Raw genomic sequence first — 17,728 nt, forward strand, 5'->3', positions numbered from 1 at the left:
AGTTCAGATGACAGAAGAAATGATCCTTGCCAATGCCACGCTGGTCCTGCCGGATGAGACCGTAACCGGCAGTGTGCGGATTATGGGCGAAACCATAGCCGAGGTCGCCACGGGTGCCGCGATTCCGACAGGCGCAGTGGATTGTGGTGGTGATTACGTCAGCCCCGGATTGGTCGAACTGCATACGGACAATCTTGAGCGTCACATCCAGCCGCGCCCCAAGGTCGACTGGCCTCATGCGGCGGCGATCCTAGCCCATGATGCTGAACTGGCCAGCACCGGGATCACGACGGTCTTCGACGCGATGCGCATCGGTTCGATCCCCAGCGGCAACCGCTACAAGAAATATGCCCGCGAACTGTCGCGAGAGTTGTGGCAGTTGCGCGAACAGGATGCGCTGAAGATCAGCCATTTTCTGCACCTGCGGGCCGAGGTGTGTTCGGAAACGCTGGTGGCCGAATTGGATGAGTTCGGGCCCGAAGATCGCGTCGGGCTGGTGTCTTTGATGGACCACACGCCGGGACAGCGGCAATTTCGGAATATGTCACAGCTTGAAGCCTACATGAAGGGCAAGCACGGCATGACCGACGACGACTTTCTGCAGCATGTCGCGCAGCTCAAGGCGCTGCGGGATCGGTATGGTGACCGGCATGAGGTTGAAACGGTCAAGGCTGCCCGGCGCTTTGGTGCGATGCTGGCCAGCCATGATGATACCACGCAGGAACAGGTGGCCGTGTCCGCCGGTCACGGTATTCATCTGGCCGAATTCCCCACCACGGTCGAGGCTGCCCGGGCCTGCCATGACCGCGGCATCAAAGTGATGATGGGGGCACCCAACGTGATCCGGGGCGGCTCGCATTCCGGCAACGTGGCCGCGCATGAGCTGGCCGATCTGGGCCATCTCGACATTCTGTCCTCGGACTATGTTCCGGCCGCGCTGCTGTTGTCGGCGACACGTCTGGGTGAGAGATGGGGCGACATGGCGCGCGGTCTGCGGACGGTGACCCAGAGCCCCGCGCGCGTTGTCGGGCTGGAAGATCGCGGCGAGCTACGCCAAGGCGCGCGCGCCGACATCATCCGCTTTCGCATGCGTGAAGGCGCGCCCGCGTTGAACGGTGTCTGGTCACGCGGGCGGCGTGTGGCCTGATCAGGCGCGGTAGAAAAGGTAACGGTCCGGCGCGATGGTGTCCGGGCCGCTGATCTGTTCGAAACCCACCAGAGGTTGTCCTGAAATCAGCAATCCGCCGGGCCGCATCACCTGCGCGATCAGAGGGCTGAGGCGTGCCGCTTCGGCAACGTCCTCTTCCTTGATGCCGCGACCGAAATCGTAATGCGCCAGCGCGATCCTGGCCCCGCCAGCGGCCAGTTTCTCCAGCATGGGCTCTGCCTCACCCTGCAAAAAATCCTCGGCCGGAGGGGTGCTGGAGGGGTGGCACTGCAGCACCCTGTCCATCACCCAGATGCGCCGTTTTGGCAGAATCTCCCGCAGGTGATCATAGGTGCGGCCATTGCCCAGCCCCATGTCCAGAACGTCGCCCTCCATCTCGCTGATCTGAGCGACGGCCCAGTTCAGCCCGTCGCGTTGCGCGGTCAGGCGGCGCAGCATGGAATCCAGTCGGCTCATTTGGGGTCTCCGGTTGAAGCGTTGGCAGGCAAGGCCCAGGCAAAGCCGGGGCCGTCCAGAAGCCTGCGCAGCAGGCCTTCGGTAAAGGTCCAGATGTCGGGATCATGGACCAGATGGTGGGTCAAAACGCCAAAAGGTTCGGTGTTGTCGGCTCGCACTTGGCGCCGGTCTCGCAAAAGGTCTGTTGTTTGGGCGATCAACATGTCCGGCGCAACCAGCCCTCGCGTCCCCCGCCAGTCGATCGGGTCCAGATGGGTGTTGATCTGCTCCAGCCCGGGCGCGGGCAATCTCGCCTTGCGCGGCGTAGCAGTCGAGACAACGTGGTAACCCAGACTCGGCAATTCGCGCACAACTTCGAGCGCGATCCGGTTCCACGGAGGGACGAAGATCGGACACAGCCTGTCTCCGAACAGCGCGTGCAACCGTTCGAACCCCGCCCGCGCATCGGCAACGATATCCGGCATCGGCCTGTGTAACCGGAATTCGGACTTCTTTTCCTCTGGCGGCGCGTGGTTTTTATGCGCCCAGCCGTGCACAACCGGGACCAGCGTCGCGTTGTCCCCGACATATTTGACCAATCCGACATCGGCATCGCGGGGGATGATCGCAAGGTGAACGGGCAGGTCGAGCGACTTGGACAGCGCTGACAGTGTCTCAAGCTGCGGCGTCACTGATACCGCATCATCGTCCCGCCACCACAAGGGCAGGGTCAGACCCTGCGTCTGCCAGATGTCCAACTCGGTTTCCAAAGGGCGCCAGTCTATGGTCATGCCTGCCCCCTCAAGGAACATGCGATCTCAACCGATCTGGCGGCCCCGTCAAAGCCGTCGGCGGAAACCGGGCGGGGGCCCTCGGATATGACCGCCGCAACAGCCTGCGCCAAAGCTGCACCCTCAAGCTTCTTGCTGGGCAACACCTCGATGGCGGGCAGGTCCGAGAGGCTCTGACCGCGCAGGCCCTGCTCAACCTCCTTGCCATCGTCGAACGGCACAAACACGGCAGGCGTCCCCGATTGCAGGATATCCAGCGCGGTGTTGTAGCCGCACATGCTGACCGAAGCCGCAGCTAGGGGCAGCATCTGCCGGAAATCGGGGCGCACCGGTTCTATGGTCACCCGAGCATCGCCAACCAACTGTTGCAATTGTTCAATGCGCGCGGGTGCGTCCTGCCCGCCCACCAACAGGCGCCAGCGCCTGTTGGGCATCTTTCGGGCGGCCTCGATGGCCGCGCGAAAGATCGGCTGGCCCACCGATCCACCGCCAGCGCTGACCAGAATCTCATCTTTGCCCAGGGTATCGGGGTGCGGCGCAGGTGCCGCGGGGGCGACAAAGCCGGTATAGAACAACCGCTCGCGCAGCCGGTCGGTCACTGGCCAGCTGACCTCCAGCGGAACAACGCCGGGGTCAGAATGGACAAGGATGCCGTCATAGTGCTCGTACACGATCTCTTCCGCACGTTCCGCTTTCGACGGTTTCGAAGGCGGCGCGAGAATGTCCCTGACCGACCCCAGAACTACCGGGCGGCGCGGCAGGGCGTGGGCTGTCTTCAGCGCTGCGGTGAACTCGGCGGCCAATGATCGGCGGCCAAAGGGGAACAGCTCGGTGATCAGAATATCCGGCGCAAAACTCCGAACGGCTTCGACCAGTGCGGATTCGCGGGCTGCCAGATAGGCCGGGTCCGCAACGTCACCACTTTGGGTCAGCAACCGGGTGAAATCGGTGCCATCCGAACGAAGCGGTGGCAGCCCCAGTAGGGTCATGCCGGAACTGTCCAGCTGCGGCGCAGGCATCCCGCCCGAGACGACAAAAGTCTGATGCCCCGCGCGCAAAAAGGCCCGGCCCAGCGTCAGAGCGCGGCTCAGATGCCCGGTGCCCAACAGGTGCGTGACGACGATCATGATCTTCATGAGGAAACCTCGGGTCTGATCAGGCGAATGGGATCGGGCAGGGGCGTCATGTTCGACATGTCAACGACATACAGGCGGTTGCGCTTGATCTTAAAGGGCGCGGGGCCGTCAAAATCCCAACCCCAGGCGCGGGCCAGGATAACCCGCATGATGCCGATATGGCAGACCGCAACCGTGTCGCCCGTCAACCCGTCCAGCCAGGGCTGCAGTCGCTTCCACACTTGGGCCGGGGTTTCGCCTTTCGGCGGGCGGTACTCCCATCCCCAGTCCTCTATGTGGCGATAGCCGCTGTTGGGGTCGGCAATCAGATCTACCCCGCGCAGACCCTCCCATTCGCCCCAGTTCATCTCGGTCAGCGCGTCCGAGGTTTGTGGCTCGCGCCCGGCCACCAGACGGGCGGTTTCACTGGCCCGCCGCAACGGGCTGGACCAGAGCACCGCGCCGTCCCATTCTGCAGGCAGGCGCGTGGATGCCAGTTCGGCCCGGGCCTCATCATCCAGCGGGATGTCACTGCGACCCTGAATGCGGCCAGCGCGGTTCCAATGTGTATGTCCGTGTCGCAATAAGGCCAGCCGGGTCATCGGGTGGCCTCCAGCAACGGGCGAACGGCCTGCCAAAACCGGCTGGTGGCTGTCGGCATCAGGTGGCGTTCGACCATCCGCGCGCGGGCCTCGGACCCCAGTGACAGGCGGAGGTTCCGGTCATCCAGCAAACTGCGCAGCCGTGCGACCAGCCCCTCTGGCCCTGCCTCAACCGAAGGGTACTCGGACGGGGTCAGCACATCCCGCACACCGGGCCGGTTCTGTGCGACGACCGGAACGCCGCTGGCCTGCGCCTCAAGATAGATCATGCCATAGGCTTCGTTGACGCCGGGCCAGACCAGGACGGAAGCCTGCGCATAAAGCGCTTGCAGGGCGTCGCGATCGCATTGCCCCAGAAACCGGACCTTTGGGCCGAACGGGGCCATCAGCGCCTCAACCTCGGATCGGGCGGGTCCGTCGCCCGCGATGTTCAGGACCCAGTCACCGGGCAGGAGCGCAAGCGTCTGCGCAAGGAGGGTATAGGAGGCCAGCTTGTCGCCGTGGCGCATCATGCCCACCGTCAGCATCGGGCCATCGCAGGTTGAGGCGGGTGGCAGGTCCGACAGGGGCAGGAAAGGGGGCAGTTCCACAAGGTGCTGTTCCCCGTACCGTTCCCGTTCCAGCGTGATCAGATCGTTGGCGGTGTGGTAGAAGATCACCTGCGCCGCGTCGCAGGCGTCATGCGCGGCCTTCGCAAACCCGGCCCAGGGGCCATTCAGGCGGCTGGTTGCGCGGGTGCTTTCCAACTGGACGTAAGGGATATTCCGCGCCTTGCACACGCGTGGGCCCAGCAGGTCCGGTGCTTTGTAGTAGTTGTGATAGGTCACCCACAGCGCCGTGTCCGATGGCAGGTCGTCGATCAAACGTTGAACCTCGGAGTCGGCGTCGGTGCGCAAGGCAGCTTGTAGCTGCGCGTCCCCGGATTTGTCATGGATGCGCAGCCGCGAGGCCAGCTCGACCATATCCCCTTGTGCCCCGATCGCTTGCATCAGGTTGCGCGCCATCTCACGATCACCCGACGGCACCGGGCTGTCGGGCGTTTTCATGGGCGTGTAAAAGGCGATCCTTGCCATCAGACCGTGTCCGCACCCAGGGCGCGCAGCCGTTCGGACAGACGGGCGATGCCGGGGTCCATGCGGAACTCGGCGATCAGCCGGTCATAGGCGGCATTGGCCATCGACGCGGTATGCTCGGGCGCCGAGGCCATGTTGGCGATGGCCGAGGCCAGCGCAGCGGGATCGTCGTTGGACAAGACGCCGTGGATGCCTGTTTCGATAAACTCGGGAATGGCCGACACTGGCGTCGACAGGATCGGCAACAGTTGCGACGCGGCCTCCATCAGTACGTTCGGTAGCCCGTCGCGATCCCCGTCAGCGGCAATCCGGCTGGGCAACACGAACAGGTCGGACGCGCGCATCGCCGCAATTACCTCGGGCTGGTCGCAGGCGCCTTTCCATGTGACCCGATGCGATACGCCGGCAGCCTCGGCCTGAGCGCGCAGGGTGTCGCCGAGTGTGCCGCCGCCGATGTGGGTCCAGTGCCAGTCCAGCCTATCCGGCAGCATGGCGAAGGCGTCGATCAGGCGGTCAAAGCCTTTTTTCTCGACCAAACGACCCACAGACAGCATGTGAAACGGCGCGTCCGGGCTGCGCTGGTCGCGGTCCGGCGGCGCGGGAAAACGGGCCAGGTCCAGCCCGTGATAGATCAGGTCAACCCGCGCCGGATCATCGGCCAGACTGCGCAGGTGGTCTGCCCCGATGGCGGTGCAAGTCGCGCCAAAAGCCGCGCCATGGGTCTGTGCCTGCAATTTCTCGGCCTTTTCCCAATCGGGTGAGGTCCAGATGTCCTTGGCATGGGCCGAAAAGCTCCACGGCAGGCCGCGCATGATGGCGGCGTAGCGCGCGACCGAAGAGGGGGTGTGCATGAAATGGGCGTACATCACCCGCGTCGCCTCGGGTAACTCAGCGGCCAGAACACAGGCCTGACCAAAGCGGCGGATGCGGTTATGGGTCGGATCACGGCGCAGATCGGCGCGCCAGACCTGGTAAGCCTCGGCATATCCGGGCAGAGCCTGCGCCACCCGACGCGCGGCCCAGACGCGCTGGGGTTCTTCGTACAGGTATTCGGGCAGATACCGCACCTGGCCCCGGAACCGGTCATGCAGCGGATGCCGTTTTACATCGGTCGGGTGGCGCAGCGACCAGATGTCAAAGCTGTGCCCGGCCTCTTGCAGGGCGACGAGTTCCTGCGCGATGAACGTCTCGGACAGGCGCGGCCATCCCTTGACCAGCACCGCCAGTTTCGGCTGGGGCGTTGTCATCCGGTGGCCCGTTCCTGTTCCCTGCTCAGCAGAGCGTCGACCCGGTCGGTGACATAGTCCAGCCCGTCCAGCAGACCGCTTTGGATCGCCTGCGATGGCAGGGGCAGGTTGGGCAGGCTGCGGATCGCCTGTATCATCGCATCGGGTGTCAGACCGTCGCGGGTTTCGTCCAACATCCGGACAAGGCCCAGACCTTCGGCGCGCGAGGCACGTATCCACTGTTCCAGCCGCGGTGTCGTACGGGGCACGATGACGGCACGTTTGTCGAACGAGAGCACTTCGCAGAACGTGTTGTAGCCGCCCATGCAGACCACCCCAGCAGCCCCGGCGAACAGCGTTTCGATCTGGGATTCAAAGCCAACGGCGGTCACCCGCCCGTTCAGCGCGGCAACGCGGGTCTCGAAGTCTTCGCGCAGCTCGCCCGACAGGAAGGGGCCATAGACCAGCACTGCGCGCGGCGACAGGGTCGGGTCTTTTTCATAGGCCGAAAGGACAAGGTTCACCATCGCCTTGCCGTCACCGCCGCCACCCGGCGTGATCAGGATATAGGGTTGTTCGGGCGGCTCTCCGACGGGGCCGAGATCGCGGCGCAGGTAGCCCGTCCAGTGAATGCGCGACTGCGCCGCGTGGCTGAGCGGCAGGCCCTGCGTCGGGTCATAGATCGAGCGCAGCCCATAGACCCAGATTTCGTCATAAAAACGCTCGGTCGCGGCCAAGGCCTCTTTGCGCTCCCATTCGGCGGCCAGAACCTCGGGCTCGTCCAGCACGTCGCGCAGACCCAGAACCAGCTTGGTACGCTGTGAATGCAGCAGGCTTTCCAGCGTTGGCAAAAGCTCGCCGCGAAAGCCGGTGGGTTCCTTATCAACGACCAGCATGTCGGGCTCGAATTGCTGTACGGCAGTTTGAATCAGGCCCGCACGCAGCTCGGTCACTTCTTCGATCCCCATGCCGATTGTCCGGGCCGCATAGGACCCGTCGGCGCGTTTGGTCACGCCCGGCAAGCGTACATGGTCGACCCGGCGTGGAAAGGTGAAACGACCGGCCACCGGGGACCCGGTCAGGATCAGAGCGGACGCCTGAGGGTTGGCCTGCGTGATGGCCGCGGCCAAGGCGCGCGACCTGCGCAGATGCCCCAATCCGAATGTATCGTGGCTGTAGAAAAGGATGCGCGGCGCCCGGCCGGTGGTGTCGTTTTGTATTCCTAGGCTCATGCCTTCGCCTGTCGTGTTTCTCGGTGCAAATCCGCGCGTTTACACCCGTTACCGTATATTCTTTGCGGCCGCTTGCCAAAGGGGGTGACGAGATTGTGCAAATTCGACAAGCATTGCGAAATGGCAACATTCGGCGCTTTTGGCTTTGCGGACCTATCCAAGCCCTGATGCCGCCATTCCTTCCGGTTTACCAGCTTGGTCATATTCAGTTTTTTCAAGGTTGCAAACACCCAAGTCGCCAGCATTGCAGCGGGAACACGAAATGACACGATCTTGGGAAGAGAAAGGCTGAATATTTGAATACACTCAGGAGCTTCGGTAACCTGTGGTGCATCACTCGGATTGGGCGAATAACTCGATGAAACTCAAACTTCTTGCTGGAATGGTCCTGCTGATCTGGGCATTTGCAGCGGCCTTTGTCACCGGAGCGGCGGCGCAGACGTCTTTGATCCCGGGATACAATTCGGGTTCCGGGGCCGACACAAGCACCGAGGGCGATCTGGCCGCTGCGATACGCGCCGCGACCGAGGCCGGCGCCAGCGTGATCGTAATCGACAGCGCGGGGCAGGTTGTGTCCTCAGGCGATGCCGGCGCCGCAGCGGATGAACCCCATGATCCGATGGCCGAAGGCTCGCAGTTGATGAAGGCGCAGGAGAGGTTCTCGAAATTCCGCGAGTCCATGGAATCGCGCCTGCAGGCGTTACCCTATTCGATCTTCGAAGTGCAGTACATCCTGCGCCAGACCAGCCCCGACGGCCGCATTCAGACCTATGTCGAGGTCCTGCTGTTGAATATTCTGCTCTTGCTGCTGGGGCGCTGGCTGTCCACCGAGATTTACGGCAAGCGCATGGCCAAAAAGCTGGTTGTGGCGCGGTCCAAGGAAAACCCGCAAGGTTATCGCGAAAAGATGCCGTTTCTGGTGTTCCGGTTCTTCATGGGGATCGGAGCCACCGTCTTTGCGATGCTCATGGCCCTGATCGTGGGGTACCTGTTCTTTGGTGAGGCCGAGGATATCTCGATCCAGTTCACGGTCACGGCGATTTTCACGGCGTTTTTCCTGTCGCGCACGGTGTCCGACCTGTGGCGCATGGTGCTGTCGCCTTACCTGAGCCAATATCGCCTGCCGCCTTTTTCCGACCGGGATGCGAAACGGCTGTATTTCTGGGCCTCGGCGCTTGCGACCTATGACATTTCGGTGGTGCTGTTTGCGACCTGGGTGGCGGATTTCGGGCTCAACTATAACGTCTATGCCATGGTCTATGGCAGCCTGACCATGTTCGGCGCGCTGGGCAATGTTCTGATGATCCTGTTCAATGCCCGCGCCATTTCCAACGCCATCCGCGGCGGCCGGGCACCGGATGAGGTGTCGTGGATCGTGCGCTTCATCTCCTTCGCATGGGCGCCTGTTCTGATCGTTTACATCGTATTCAGCTGGTTCAAACTGGCGGTCGATCTGGTGCTGGAGAACGAGAACTCGTTGCCGATCGTGGCCAGCAGCTATGCGATCTTCATGTCGGTGGTCGTGGCCTATGGGGCGATGAATTACCTGCTTGAGCGTTACTTCGACCGCAACCGCCAGATCGAGGAGATGAACGCCGAAGACGAGGCGCCGGAAGAGGTCGGCGAACCGGTGGAAACCATCGAGGCCGAGGTCCGCAGGCACAGCATGCTGACCTATGAGGACCTAGCCCGTCGTGTGGCTGGCATTCTGGCCTTTGTGGTCGGCCTTTATGCTTTGGTCGTGATCTGGAACCCCGAAGCCAGCTGGAGCGAGGACCTGCCGGTCGGGCGGGCTTTGGACGTGATGGTCATCCTGTTCATCGGCTACATCCTGTTCCACTTTTTCCGCATCTGGATCGACACGAAAATCGCCGAGGAGATCGATGATGGCGGCGAAGAGGCGGAATTGGGCGATGAAGGCGGCGAAGGCGGGCAGAGCCGCCTGGCCACGCTGCTGCCGCTGTTTCGCGGCGCGATCCTGGCGGTGGTCGTTGTCACCATCGTTCTGATCGTGCTGATGGAGCTGGGTATCAATGTCAGCCCGCTGTTTGCGGGCGCCGGCGTGGTGGGTCTGGCCGTCGGCTTCGGCTCGCAGACGCTGGTGCGGGACATCTTTTCGGGTGCGTTCTTCCTGTTGGATGACGCGTTCCGAAAAGGGGAATATATCGATATTGGCGATGTGAAGGGCACGGTCGAGAAGATCTCGGTCCGGTCGTTCCAGCTGCGCCACCATCTGGGCGCGCTTAACACGATCCCGTTTGGCGAGATCAAGGTGCTGACCAACTATTCCCGCGACTGGGTGATCATGAAGCTGCCGCTGCGCGTGACCTATGACACGGATGTCGAGAAAGTGCGCAAACTGATCAAGAAACTGGGGCAGGAATTGCTGAGCGATCCGGTGATCGGTGAGAACTTTATCCAGCCGTTGAAATCGCAGGGTGTGATCGAGATGCAGGATTCCGCGATGATCATCCGGGTCAAATTCATGACCAAGCCCGGTGATCAATGGTTGGTGCGCAAGAAGGTGTATCAGGACATCCGGGAACTGTTCGCGCGCGAAGGCATCAAGTTTGCGCATCGCGAGGTCACCGTGCGTCTGGCCGAGGGCAAGGAGCAGGAAGATCTTTCGCCGAAACAACGTGAAGCGGTGACCGGCGCGGTGCAGGCTGCGATAGACGAGGACTATCTGGACGATATCGGCCCCGGAGGCGATGACCGCTAGGGGCGGCTCCCGCCCCTTTGGATTGCGTCTCTGACGAGACGCCACCCAAAGCGTTGGGCCAAGCCGCGCGTGCCGCGCGGCGGGGGCGTCAGGTGAGCAGCGATGGCCAGACCGGTTGGGAGGTGCCCAGTTTCGCGGCGGGCAACGGGCAGGACATCTGCGCGGCACCAACGGTCAAAGCGGGTTTCAGGCGGTGGCCTTTTCCCCAACCCGACTCTTCGGGCTTTTGCGAATAGTCGGCGGGCGATGCGCCCGTAATGTCGCTGTCGGCTTCGGTTTTGGCCAGTGCGGCCAGCAACTCTGCCGTTCGGGCCAGTGACAGTTGGGCCAGCATGATGGAATTGCCAGAGGCCGCCTCGGCCAGTGCGGACAAGACGGCCGCGGCCATCAGGTAGCCCGTCGCGTGATCCAGCGCCTGCACCGGCAGCGGTGTCGGCTTGTCGGCCTTGGCCCAGGCACGACCCGCATCTGCGATCCCTGCGCTCATCTGTACGAGGCTGTCAAAGCCGCGTCTGGTGGACCACGGGCCCTGCCAGCCATAGGCGTTCAGGGTGACCTCGACCCGGTTTGGCGCCAGCTCATCGCGTTTGATCTTGGTCAGGCCAAGCGCATCCAGCGCACCGGGCCGGTAGCCGTGGACGAAGACATCCGCCTGCGCAAGCAGGTCCTGCAGTTTTTTCACGCCGTCGGGCGATTTCAGGTTCAGATAGGCGCAGTGCTTGCCCAGAGAAATATCCGGGATGACGCCGGGTTCGTCCCATCCGGGCGGGTCGATACGCAGAACATCGGCGCCAAATCCGGCAAGTGTTCGGGTTGAGACCGGCCCTGCCAGCACCCGCGTCAGGTCCAGAACACGCAGGCCTGCCAAGGGGCGGCTGGCCGTGGCCTGCGGGCGGTCGCGCAGCGTGATGTGCCTGGGGTTCTGCCAGCCGACCAGCGGGTCGCGGGAAACAGAACGCCCCTGTGGATGGTCCAGCCATTCGGCGCGGCTGCGCATGGCGGCGGCAACGCCGCCCTCGGCCACAATCGCGGTTTCCAGATCAGAGGTCGACCACTCTTTCAGGGCTTGTGCCACGGCGTCTCGATTGCCCTGAACCCCGAGAACCTTTAGCGCTGCCGCCTTGTGGCGCGGCAGGTTGGTGTGCAGCCTGATCCAGCCGTCCAAGGCCTGATAATCCCCCGCCACGGCATCCCAGAGGCTGGGCATGTCCCACCCGTCCGGCTTGAACGAAAACCCGTACCACAGCGAGGCCAGCCGATGATCAACCGAAACCTTGGGTGCGTCGGGTGCAAGGTTCAATGCGCTCACAAGGCGCGCCAGTTCCTGACCAACGGCGGCAAAGCTGGCCGTGGCCAGTTCCGATACCGCAAACGCGCTGGGCCGCGCACCTTTGCCTGTCGTCTTATAGCTGTCAGCGGCGGGGAGGGCAGAGAACAGGCTCATTGCTGATAGGGGTCCAGACTGTCGCGCAGACCATCACCGAGGAAGTTGAAGGCCAGTACAACAACGATGATTGGCAGCATCGGGATCGCCGTCCACGGGTAGATCTCGATCGAAGCGAGGTTCTGCGCGTCGTTCAGCATCACACCCCAACTGACCGCCGGTGCCCGCAGGCCCAGACCCAGGAAGCTGAGCGCGGTTTCCCCAAGGATCATCGCCGGGATCGACAAGGTAGCCGACGCGATCAGGTGCGACATGAAATTCGGCAACAGATGCTTGCGGATCACCCGGCCCGAGCTTGCACCCATCATCTCGGCCGCGCGCACGTATTCCTCTTCGCGCAGCGACAGGAACTTGGCACGCACAGAGCGAGCGAGGCCGGGCCAGTCGAGGATGCCGAGGATGATCGAGATGATGAAGAAGACCGCCACGGGGCTCCAGTTCGACGGCACCGCTGCGGACAAGGCCAGCCACAGGGGCAGTTCCGGCAGTGAACGCAGAACCTCGATCACGCGGTTGATGACCCAGTCGATCCTGCCGCCGAAGTACCCGGCCATCGAGCCGAAGAAGATGCCCAGAACAAAGGACACGGTGATGCCGATCAGGCCCACGGTCAGCGACAGTTGTGCGCCGTAGAGGATGCGGCTGAATACGTCCCGGCCCAGACGATCCGAACCCCACAGGAACAGCGTCGCGCCTTCGGGCGCGCAGAACAGGTGGGTGTCCGATTTGATCAGACCGGCGAGTTTGTATTCAGCCCCTTCACAGAAGAACTTAATCGCGCGGGGGTCCTCCAGGTCGGGGACAAATTTCCATTGGAATGTCTCAAGATCGGCCTCGGCCACAATCGGATAGACGTGGGGGCCGATGAATTCGCCCTCATAGAACCAACTGATGCTTTGCGGCGGGGCATAAAGGTGCTCTCCGTTGCGTTCATTCGGCCCATAAGGCGCGATGAAGCCAGCGAAGGGCAGCATCAGGTAGCACAGCAGCAGGAAAATGCCCGAGATCAGGCCCAGCTTGTGGGTGCGGAACTTGCGCCAGACCAACACCCAGTTGGGCGCGTCCAGATCGGCGCGCTCAAGCTGTTGCAGGGCGACATCCGGGTCATAAGGGGCATCGTCAACATATCGGTCGTCAGGGCGTTGGGTCATGCTTCACGCCCCTCGTACCGGATGCGCGGGTCAAGCATAACCAGCAGAATGTCAGAGATCATGGTGCCGATCAGGGTCAGCAGCGCCACGAACATCAGGATGAAGGCGGACAGGAACTGGTCCTGCGTTTTCAGCGCCGTCAGCAGGGTGGGGCCGATGGTCTGCAGGCCCAGAACCACCGAGACCAGAACCGAGCCGGACACCATCGAGGGCAGAAGGTTGCCGATATCGGCCACGAACGGGTTGAACGCCACGCGCAGTGGGTATTTCGTCAGCATCCGCGACGGGGCCATGCCCTTGGCGATGGCGGTTTCCACGTAAGGTTTGCCCAGCTCATCCAGCATATTGGCTCGCAGACGCTGCATCATCGCTGAGGCGCCCGACGTGCCGATCACAAAGGTCGGAACGATCAGGTGGACAAGGATGGATTTGAATTTGTCCCAGCTCATCGGCAGGCCTTCGTAAACCGGGTCCATCAGGCCACCGATGGGCAGATTGAAATAGCGGTGGCCGTAGTAGAACAGGATCAGCGCCAGCAGAAAGTTCGGCGTCGCCAGCCCCAGATACCCCACAAAGGCCGAGGTGTAGTCGATCCACGTTCGCGACCGCGCCGCAGCAATCACACCCAGAGGCAGCGCCACCGCATAGACAAACAGGATCGCCGCCAGATTGACCACGACGGTCAGCCACAGCGTATCGCCCACGATCTCGGCCACGGGGCGGTCAAATTCGAAGGACCAGCCATAGTTGCCTTGCAGCAACCCCTCGAAGCCGTGCGGGCCGGGCCAGAAACCCATCCAGATCAGGTATTGCTCCCAAATCGGGCGGTCCAGAGCGTATTCCGTGCGCAGGAACTCGGCCTTGGCCACACCAGCGGACTGGCCCGATGCCTGCAATTCGGCGATCTGGTTGCTGAGGTAGTCTCCGGGCGGCAGGTTGATGATCACGAAGATCAGAACCGACACCACCAGCAGCGTCAGCAGCATCGTGAAAAAGCGATAGACTGCATAGCGCAGCATGACCATTTAGCTGCTCCTGCTCAGTCGGCGAAGAAGAATTCGTCCGGCCGGTGAATGCCGAAATGCGCGCCGGGCTCCCACGCCCACATGGCCTGTTCGGGCACATTGCGCAGACGGTTCGAAACCACGATTGGCTGCGGCGCGCCGTTTAGGATGCCGATGGCGTATAGCTGGTCGGCATGGATGTTCAGCATCTCGGTCCAGACCGCCTTACGTTCGTCATCGTTGGTGGCAATCTCCCAATCATGGGCCAATTGCATCAGGCGTTCGGCCTCGGGCATGTCGGGCGCTTCGCCCACATCGCCGCCGGTCTGGTAATACTGACCCCATTTGGGCCAGGCCAGAAACACCTGATCGGTTGGTGCCAGATAGGCAGGCGAGGTATGGGTCTGCGGGATACCGTCATCCCAGCCGAACCAGACCGAGGCCATGGTGTTGCCCGCAAACACACGGTTGCGCAGGATGTCCCGGTCCAGCGGGCGCATCACCAGATCGATACCGATCTCGCGCCAGGTGTCGGTGACGATCTGCAACGCGTTCTCGACCTCTTGCCGCTCACCGGCGGTTTCGATGATCAGCTCCATCGGACGGCCATCGGGCAGCAGGCGGATACCGTTCTTGTTGCGCTGGGTCAGACCGACCTCATCCAGCAGGGCGTTGGCCTGTTCAATATCAAACTGGGCCCAGGCCTGTGCGTTTTCCTCGCTATAGAACGGGGACGCGGGCAAAACCGACATGGCCCCCGGATGCGCCAGTTTGAAATAGAGCGCCTGGTTGATCGTCTTGCGGTCGATGGCCAGCGACAGGGCGCGGCGCACGCGTACATCGCGCAGCACCTCGCGCCAGCCGTCATCGGCAAAGTTCAGGTTCGGATAGATCGCAATCTGCGACGCAACTCCGGTCTTCCACAGGCGGGTCTTGTAGTTGCCGACCTCTTCGCCCTTTTTCAGGATCGAGGCATCGCGGAACGCCAGCCCGCGCCCCTGCAAGTCGGCTTCACCGGCATTGGCCTTGGCGGCAACCAGTCCGGGGGCAACGATCTCCATCTCGACCACGTCGATATAGGGCAGCTGAACGCCGTTGCTGTCGATGCGGTGGTAATAGGGGTTGCGGACGAAATTATGCCGAATCTTCTTGCCCGAACTGGCGTTCAGCCAGGGCTGCAGCGTCGGCAGTTCGTGGTTGTCGTATTTGTAAAGGTTGTCCAGCTTGTTATGCAGTGCCGCCCAGCTTTTGACACGGGCATCGCTGACCAGAAAAGCAAGCTCTTCAGTGTCTGCATATTGTTCGTGGTATGCTTTCAGAAACGCGGCGGGCCGGTAGATGAAGGGCGGGCGTGCCTGCGCCAGCGATTGCAGGAAGTCGGGGTTAGGGTCTTCCCATTCATAAACAACGGTGGTTTCGTCGGGAAAGGACACGGTGGGCAGCTTGCCCTCGACGATCAGGAAATCCGGCGGGCCTGAGGGGCTGAGAAGCTCGTTATTGGCCACATCCTCCCACCAATAGCGGAAATCCTCGGCGGTGAAGGGTGACCCGTCCGACCATTTATGTCCTTCGCGCAGATGCAGCGTGAACTTGCGATTGTCTTCGCTTTCGTATGACTCCAGCAGGTCCGGCACCAGTTCGTAATTCTCGTTGAATCCCACCAACCGGGCATAGCCATAGACAACCATCTGGCGGATGTCCTTGGACCGGGTGACCATGGTGCGCAGCGTGCCGCCCGGGGTCCCGAACTCACGTCCCTTGGCAGCCAGATCGACCACCAAAGGCTCGTCCGGAAGGCGGTCCTGAATGGGGGGCAGATGCCCGGCCTTTACTTCGGTGGCCCAGAATTCTCCTTCCACAGGGGTGGGGGTGTCTGCCGTGGCGGGCAGCATCCATGCGGCGGCCAGCGTGGCAGCCAGAAACAGGGGGCGAGTGGTCTTAAACATGGCATCTTACCTTATGGCCGGGCTCCATCTCTACCAGTGAAGGTATCACGGAGTCGGTAAATCGGAAGGCGTCATCCCAACTGTCTGGCGAACCTGCGCCCAAAGCAACCAGTTTCAGGTCAATGGGGCGGTTGATGTCAGGTTCTGGCTGAGCGGCAATCAGCGCCTTGGTATAGGGGTGGCGGGGATTATAGAAAAGCGTTTCGGGCGGGGCCTGTTCGACCACCAGCCCCCGGCGCATCACGGCAACCTCGTCGGCGATGCGCGCCACGACGGCAAGGTCGTGCGAGATGAAGAAATAGGACAGGTTCAGACTGTCCTGCAGATTCTCAAGCAGTGTCAGGATCTGTTCCTGAACCGAAACATCCAGCGCCGAGGTCGGTTCGTCACAGACGATGAGTTGCGGGTCCAGCATCATGGCGCGTGCGATGGACAGGCGCTGGCGCTGACCGCCGGAAAAGGCATGAGGGTAGCGTTTCAGCATGTCGGAGTTCAAACCGACCCGCTGCAACATCTCGGCCGCCTTGTCGCGCTGTTCCGACGTTGTGCCAATGTTGTGTATCTCCAGCGGCTCGGTCATGGCGTCCTGGATGCGCATCCGTGGGCTAAGCGAGCTGTAGGGGTCTTGAAACACCATCTGCGCCTTGCGTTGAAAGGCGGTGCGCTGGGCGCGGGTCATGTGGTGGACGGTGATCGGATCGGCGTCCGGTGAGGTCCGGAATAAGACCTCTCCGCCGCGATCGGGCGGTTCGGCGCCCAGCGCGATGCGGGCTGCGGTGGTTTTGCCCGACCCGCTTTCACCGACGATGGCCAGCGTCTTGCCGCGTGCCAGATTCAGGTCGACACCGCGACAGGCATGGATCAGCTTATCGCCCTGCCAGCCCTTGCTGGAGCGCATGGTGTAGGTTTTCGACACGCCCTTCATCTGCAGGATCAGGTCTTCGTCGGGCATGGGTATGCCAACGGAATCCTCGTCCGGAATCTCGGGCGCGGCATTGAACAGCTGCTGCGTATAGGGATGCGCGGGCGCAGTCAGGATGGGGGCCGCGGCACCGGCCTCCATCACGCGGCCCTTGTGCATGACGACGACCTGCTCGGCCATATTGGCCACCACGCCCAGATCGTGGGTGACCAAGATCAGCGCCATGCCAGTCTCGCGCTGCAGTTCTTTGATCAGGCCCAGCACCTGCGCCTGTGTCGTGACGTCAAGCGCGGTGGTCGGCTCATCCGCAATCAGCAATTCCGGCTTGGACACCATTGCCATCGCAATCATGGCGCGCTGCCGCATACCGCCGGACAACTCGAACGGGTAGGAATCGTAGGCGCGCTGGGGGTCGGGAAAGCCCACGCGCTCGAACTGGGTCAGCACCTCTTTGCGGGCCTGCGCCTCGGAGGCGCCACGGTGCAGCCACAGAACCTCGCTGACCTGATTGCCGATCTTGTGCAGCGGCGACAGGGATCGCATCGGCTCCTGAAAGATCATCGAAATCCGGTTGCCGCGAATACCGCGCATCTGCTTTTCGCTGATCCGGGTCAGCTCTTCGGAGCCCTTGGAATCGTTCAGCGTAATTGTACCGCTGCGTATCTGGGCTGTGCGCGGCAAAATCCGCAGCGCCGCCCGGCATGAGATCGTTTTGCCCGATCCGGATTCACCGACCAGGGCCAGCGTCTGCCCGGCTTCGACATCGAAATTGACGCCTTTGACAACGGGCTCACCCGTGCCAAATCCAATGCTCAGATCGCGGACGGACAACAACGCCGTCATGCGGGTGTTCCACCCGGTGGGCCGTAGCTCGGCATGCGCTTGATCAACTCCCCG

14 protein-coding genes are annotated in these 17,728 nt (G+C 62.4%); 2 read left to right on the plus strand and 12 right to left on the minus strand.

What is annotated here, in order from left to right:
- Positions 1-7 precede the first annotated feature (7 nt).
- Entirely contained in the window at positions 8-1,147 is a 1,140-nt protein-coding gene (locus ACR0DO_RS09420; RefSeq protein ID WP_480558215.1) for an alpha-D-ribose 1-methylphosphonate 5-triphosphate diphosphatase, read from the plus strand.
- Here the strand turns inward: ACR0DO_RS09420 and ACR0DO_RS09425 are convergent, their stop codons facing one another.
- The 7 genes from ACR0DO_RS09425 to ACR0DO_RS09455 are packed head-to-tail and all read right to left on the minus strand — an operon-like array spanning position 1,148 to position 7,642.
- Positions 1,148-1,624, minus strand: a complete 477-nt coding sequence (locus ACR0DO_RS09425; RefSeq protein WP_170445726.1) for a class I SAM-dependent methyltransferase — start codon at positions 1,622-1,624, stop codon at positions 1,148-1,150.
- On the minus strand, positions 1,621-2,394 hold the full coding sequence (locus ACR0DO_RS09430) for a polysaccharide deacetylase family protein (protein ID WP_480558217.1): 774 nt from the start codon (positions 2,392-2,394) through the stop codon (positions 1,621-1,623). The genes ACR0DO_RS09425 and ACR0DO_RS09430 overlap by 4 nt, the downstream gene beginning before the upstream one ends.
- Positions 2,391-3,530: a glycosyltransferase family protein gene (locus tag ACR0DO_RS09435; RefSeq protein ID WP_480558219.1), complete on the minus strand. Its 1,140-nt coding sequence runs from the start codon at positions 3,528-3,530 to the stop codon at positions 2,391-2,393. Before ACR0DO_RS09435 ends, ACR0DO_RS09430 begins: the two co-directional genes overlap by 4 nt.
- Entirely contained in the window at positions 3,527-4,111 is a 585-nt protein-coding gene (locus ACR0DO_RS09440) for a histidine phosphatase family protein (protein WP_480558221.1), read from the minus strand. The genes ACR0DO_RS09435 and ACR0DO_RS09440 overlap by 4 nt, the downstream gene beginning before the upstream one ends.
- Positions 4,108-5,184 (minus strand): glycosyltransferase family 4 protein, encoded by a 1,077-nt coding sequence (locus tag ACR0DO_RS09445; protein ID WP_480558223.1) that lies wholly within the window; start codon positions 5,182-5,184, stop codon positions 4,108-4,110. Before ACR0DO_RS09445 ends, ACR0DO_RS09440 begins: the two co-directional genes overlap by 4 nt.
- Entirely contained in the window at positions 5,184-6,431 is a 1,248-nt protein-coding gene (locus ACR0DO_RS09450; protein ID WP_480558225.1) for a glycosyltransferase family 4 protein, read from the minus strand. The genes ACR0DO_RS09445 and ACR0DO_RS09450 overlap by 1 nt, the downstream gene beginning before the upstream one ends.
- Positions 6,428-7,642, minus strand: a complete 1,215-nt coding sequence (locus tag ACR0DO_RS09455) for a glycosyltransferase family protein (RefSeq protein ID WP_480558227.1) — start codon at positions 7,640-7,642, stop codon at positions 6,428-6,430. Before ACR0DO_RS09455 ends, ACR0DO_RS09450 begins: the two co-directional genes overlap by 4 nt.
- 358 nt (positions 7,643-8,000) lie before the next feature.
- Between ACR0DO_RS09455 and ACR0DO_RS09460 the strand changes: the two genes are divergently transcribed.
- Positions 8,001-10,364 (plus strand): mechanosensitive ion channel domain-containing protein, encoded by a 2,364-nt coding sequence (locus ACR0DO_RS09460; RefSeq protein WP_480558229.1) that lies wholly within the window; start codon positions 8,001-8,003, stop codon positions 10,362-10,364.
- An 88-nt stretch (positions 10,365-10,452) separates the two neighbouring features.
- Here ACR0DO_RS09460 and ACR0DO_RS09465 read toward each other — a convergent pair whose 3' ends face one another.
- From ACR0DO_RS09465 to ACR0DO_RS09485, 5 genes are read right to left on the minus strand one after another with little or no spacing between them, the layout of a single operon-like run.
- Complete coding sequence (locus tag ACR0DO_RS09465; RefSeq protein ID WP_480558231.1) at positions 10,453-11,808, minus strand: CoA transferase; 1,356 nt, start codon at positions 11,806-11,808, stop codon at positions 10,453-10,455.
- Positions 11,805-12,959, minus strand: coding sequence for an ABC transporter permease (locus ACR0DO_RS09470; protein ID WP_480558233.1), 1,155 nt, complete (start codon positions 12,957-12,959; stop codon positions 11,805-11,807). Before ACR0DO_RS09470 ends, ACR0DO_RS09465 begins: the two co-directional genes overlap by 4 nt.
- Positions 12,956-13,984 carry an ABC transporter permease gene (locus ACR0DO_RS09475; RefSeq protein ID WP_170332988.1) on the minus strand — a complete coding sequence of 343 codons (1,029 nt, stop codon included), beginning with the start codon at positions 13,982-13,984 and terminating at the stop codon, positions 12,956-12,958. The genes ACR0DO_RS09470 and ACR0DO_RS09475 overlap by 4 nt, the downstream gene beginning before the upstream one ends.
- 14 nt (positions 13,985-13,998) lie before the next feature.
- Positions 13,999-15,909 (minus strand): ABC transporter substrate-binding protein, encoded by a 1,911-nt coding sequence (locus ACR0DO_RS09480; RefSeq protein WP_480558235.1) that lies wholly within the window; start codon positions 15,907-15,909, stop codon positions 13,999-14,001.
- Positions 15,902-17,674 (minus strand): ABC transporter ATP-binding protein, encoded by a 1,773-nt coding sequence (locus ACR0DO_RS09485; protein ID WP_480558237.1) that lies wholly within the window; start codon positions 17,672-17,674, stop codon positions 15,902-15,904. Before ACR0DO_RS09485 ends, ACR0DO_RS09480 begins: the two co-directional genes overlap by 8 nt.
- Between the last annotated feature and the right edge of the window lie 54 nt (positions 17,675-17,728).

This window comes from Ruegeria sp. AM9, from assembly GCF_056540565.1.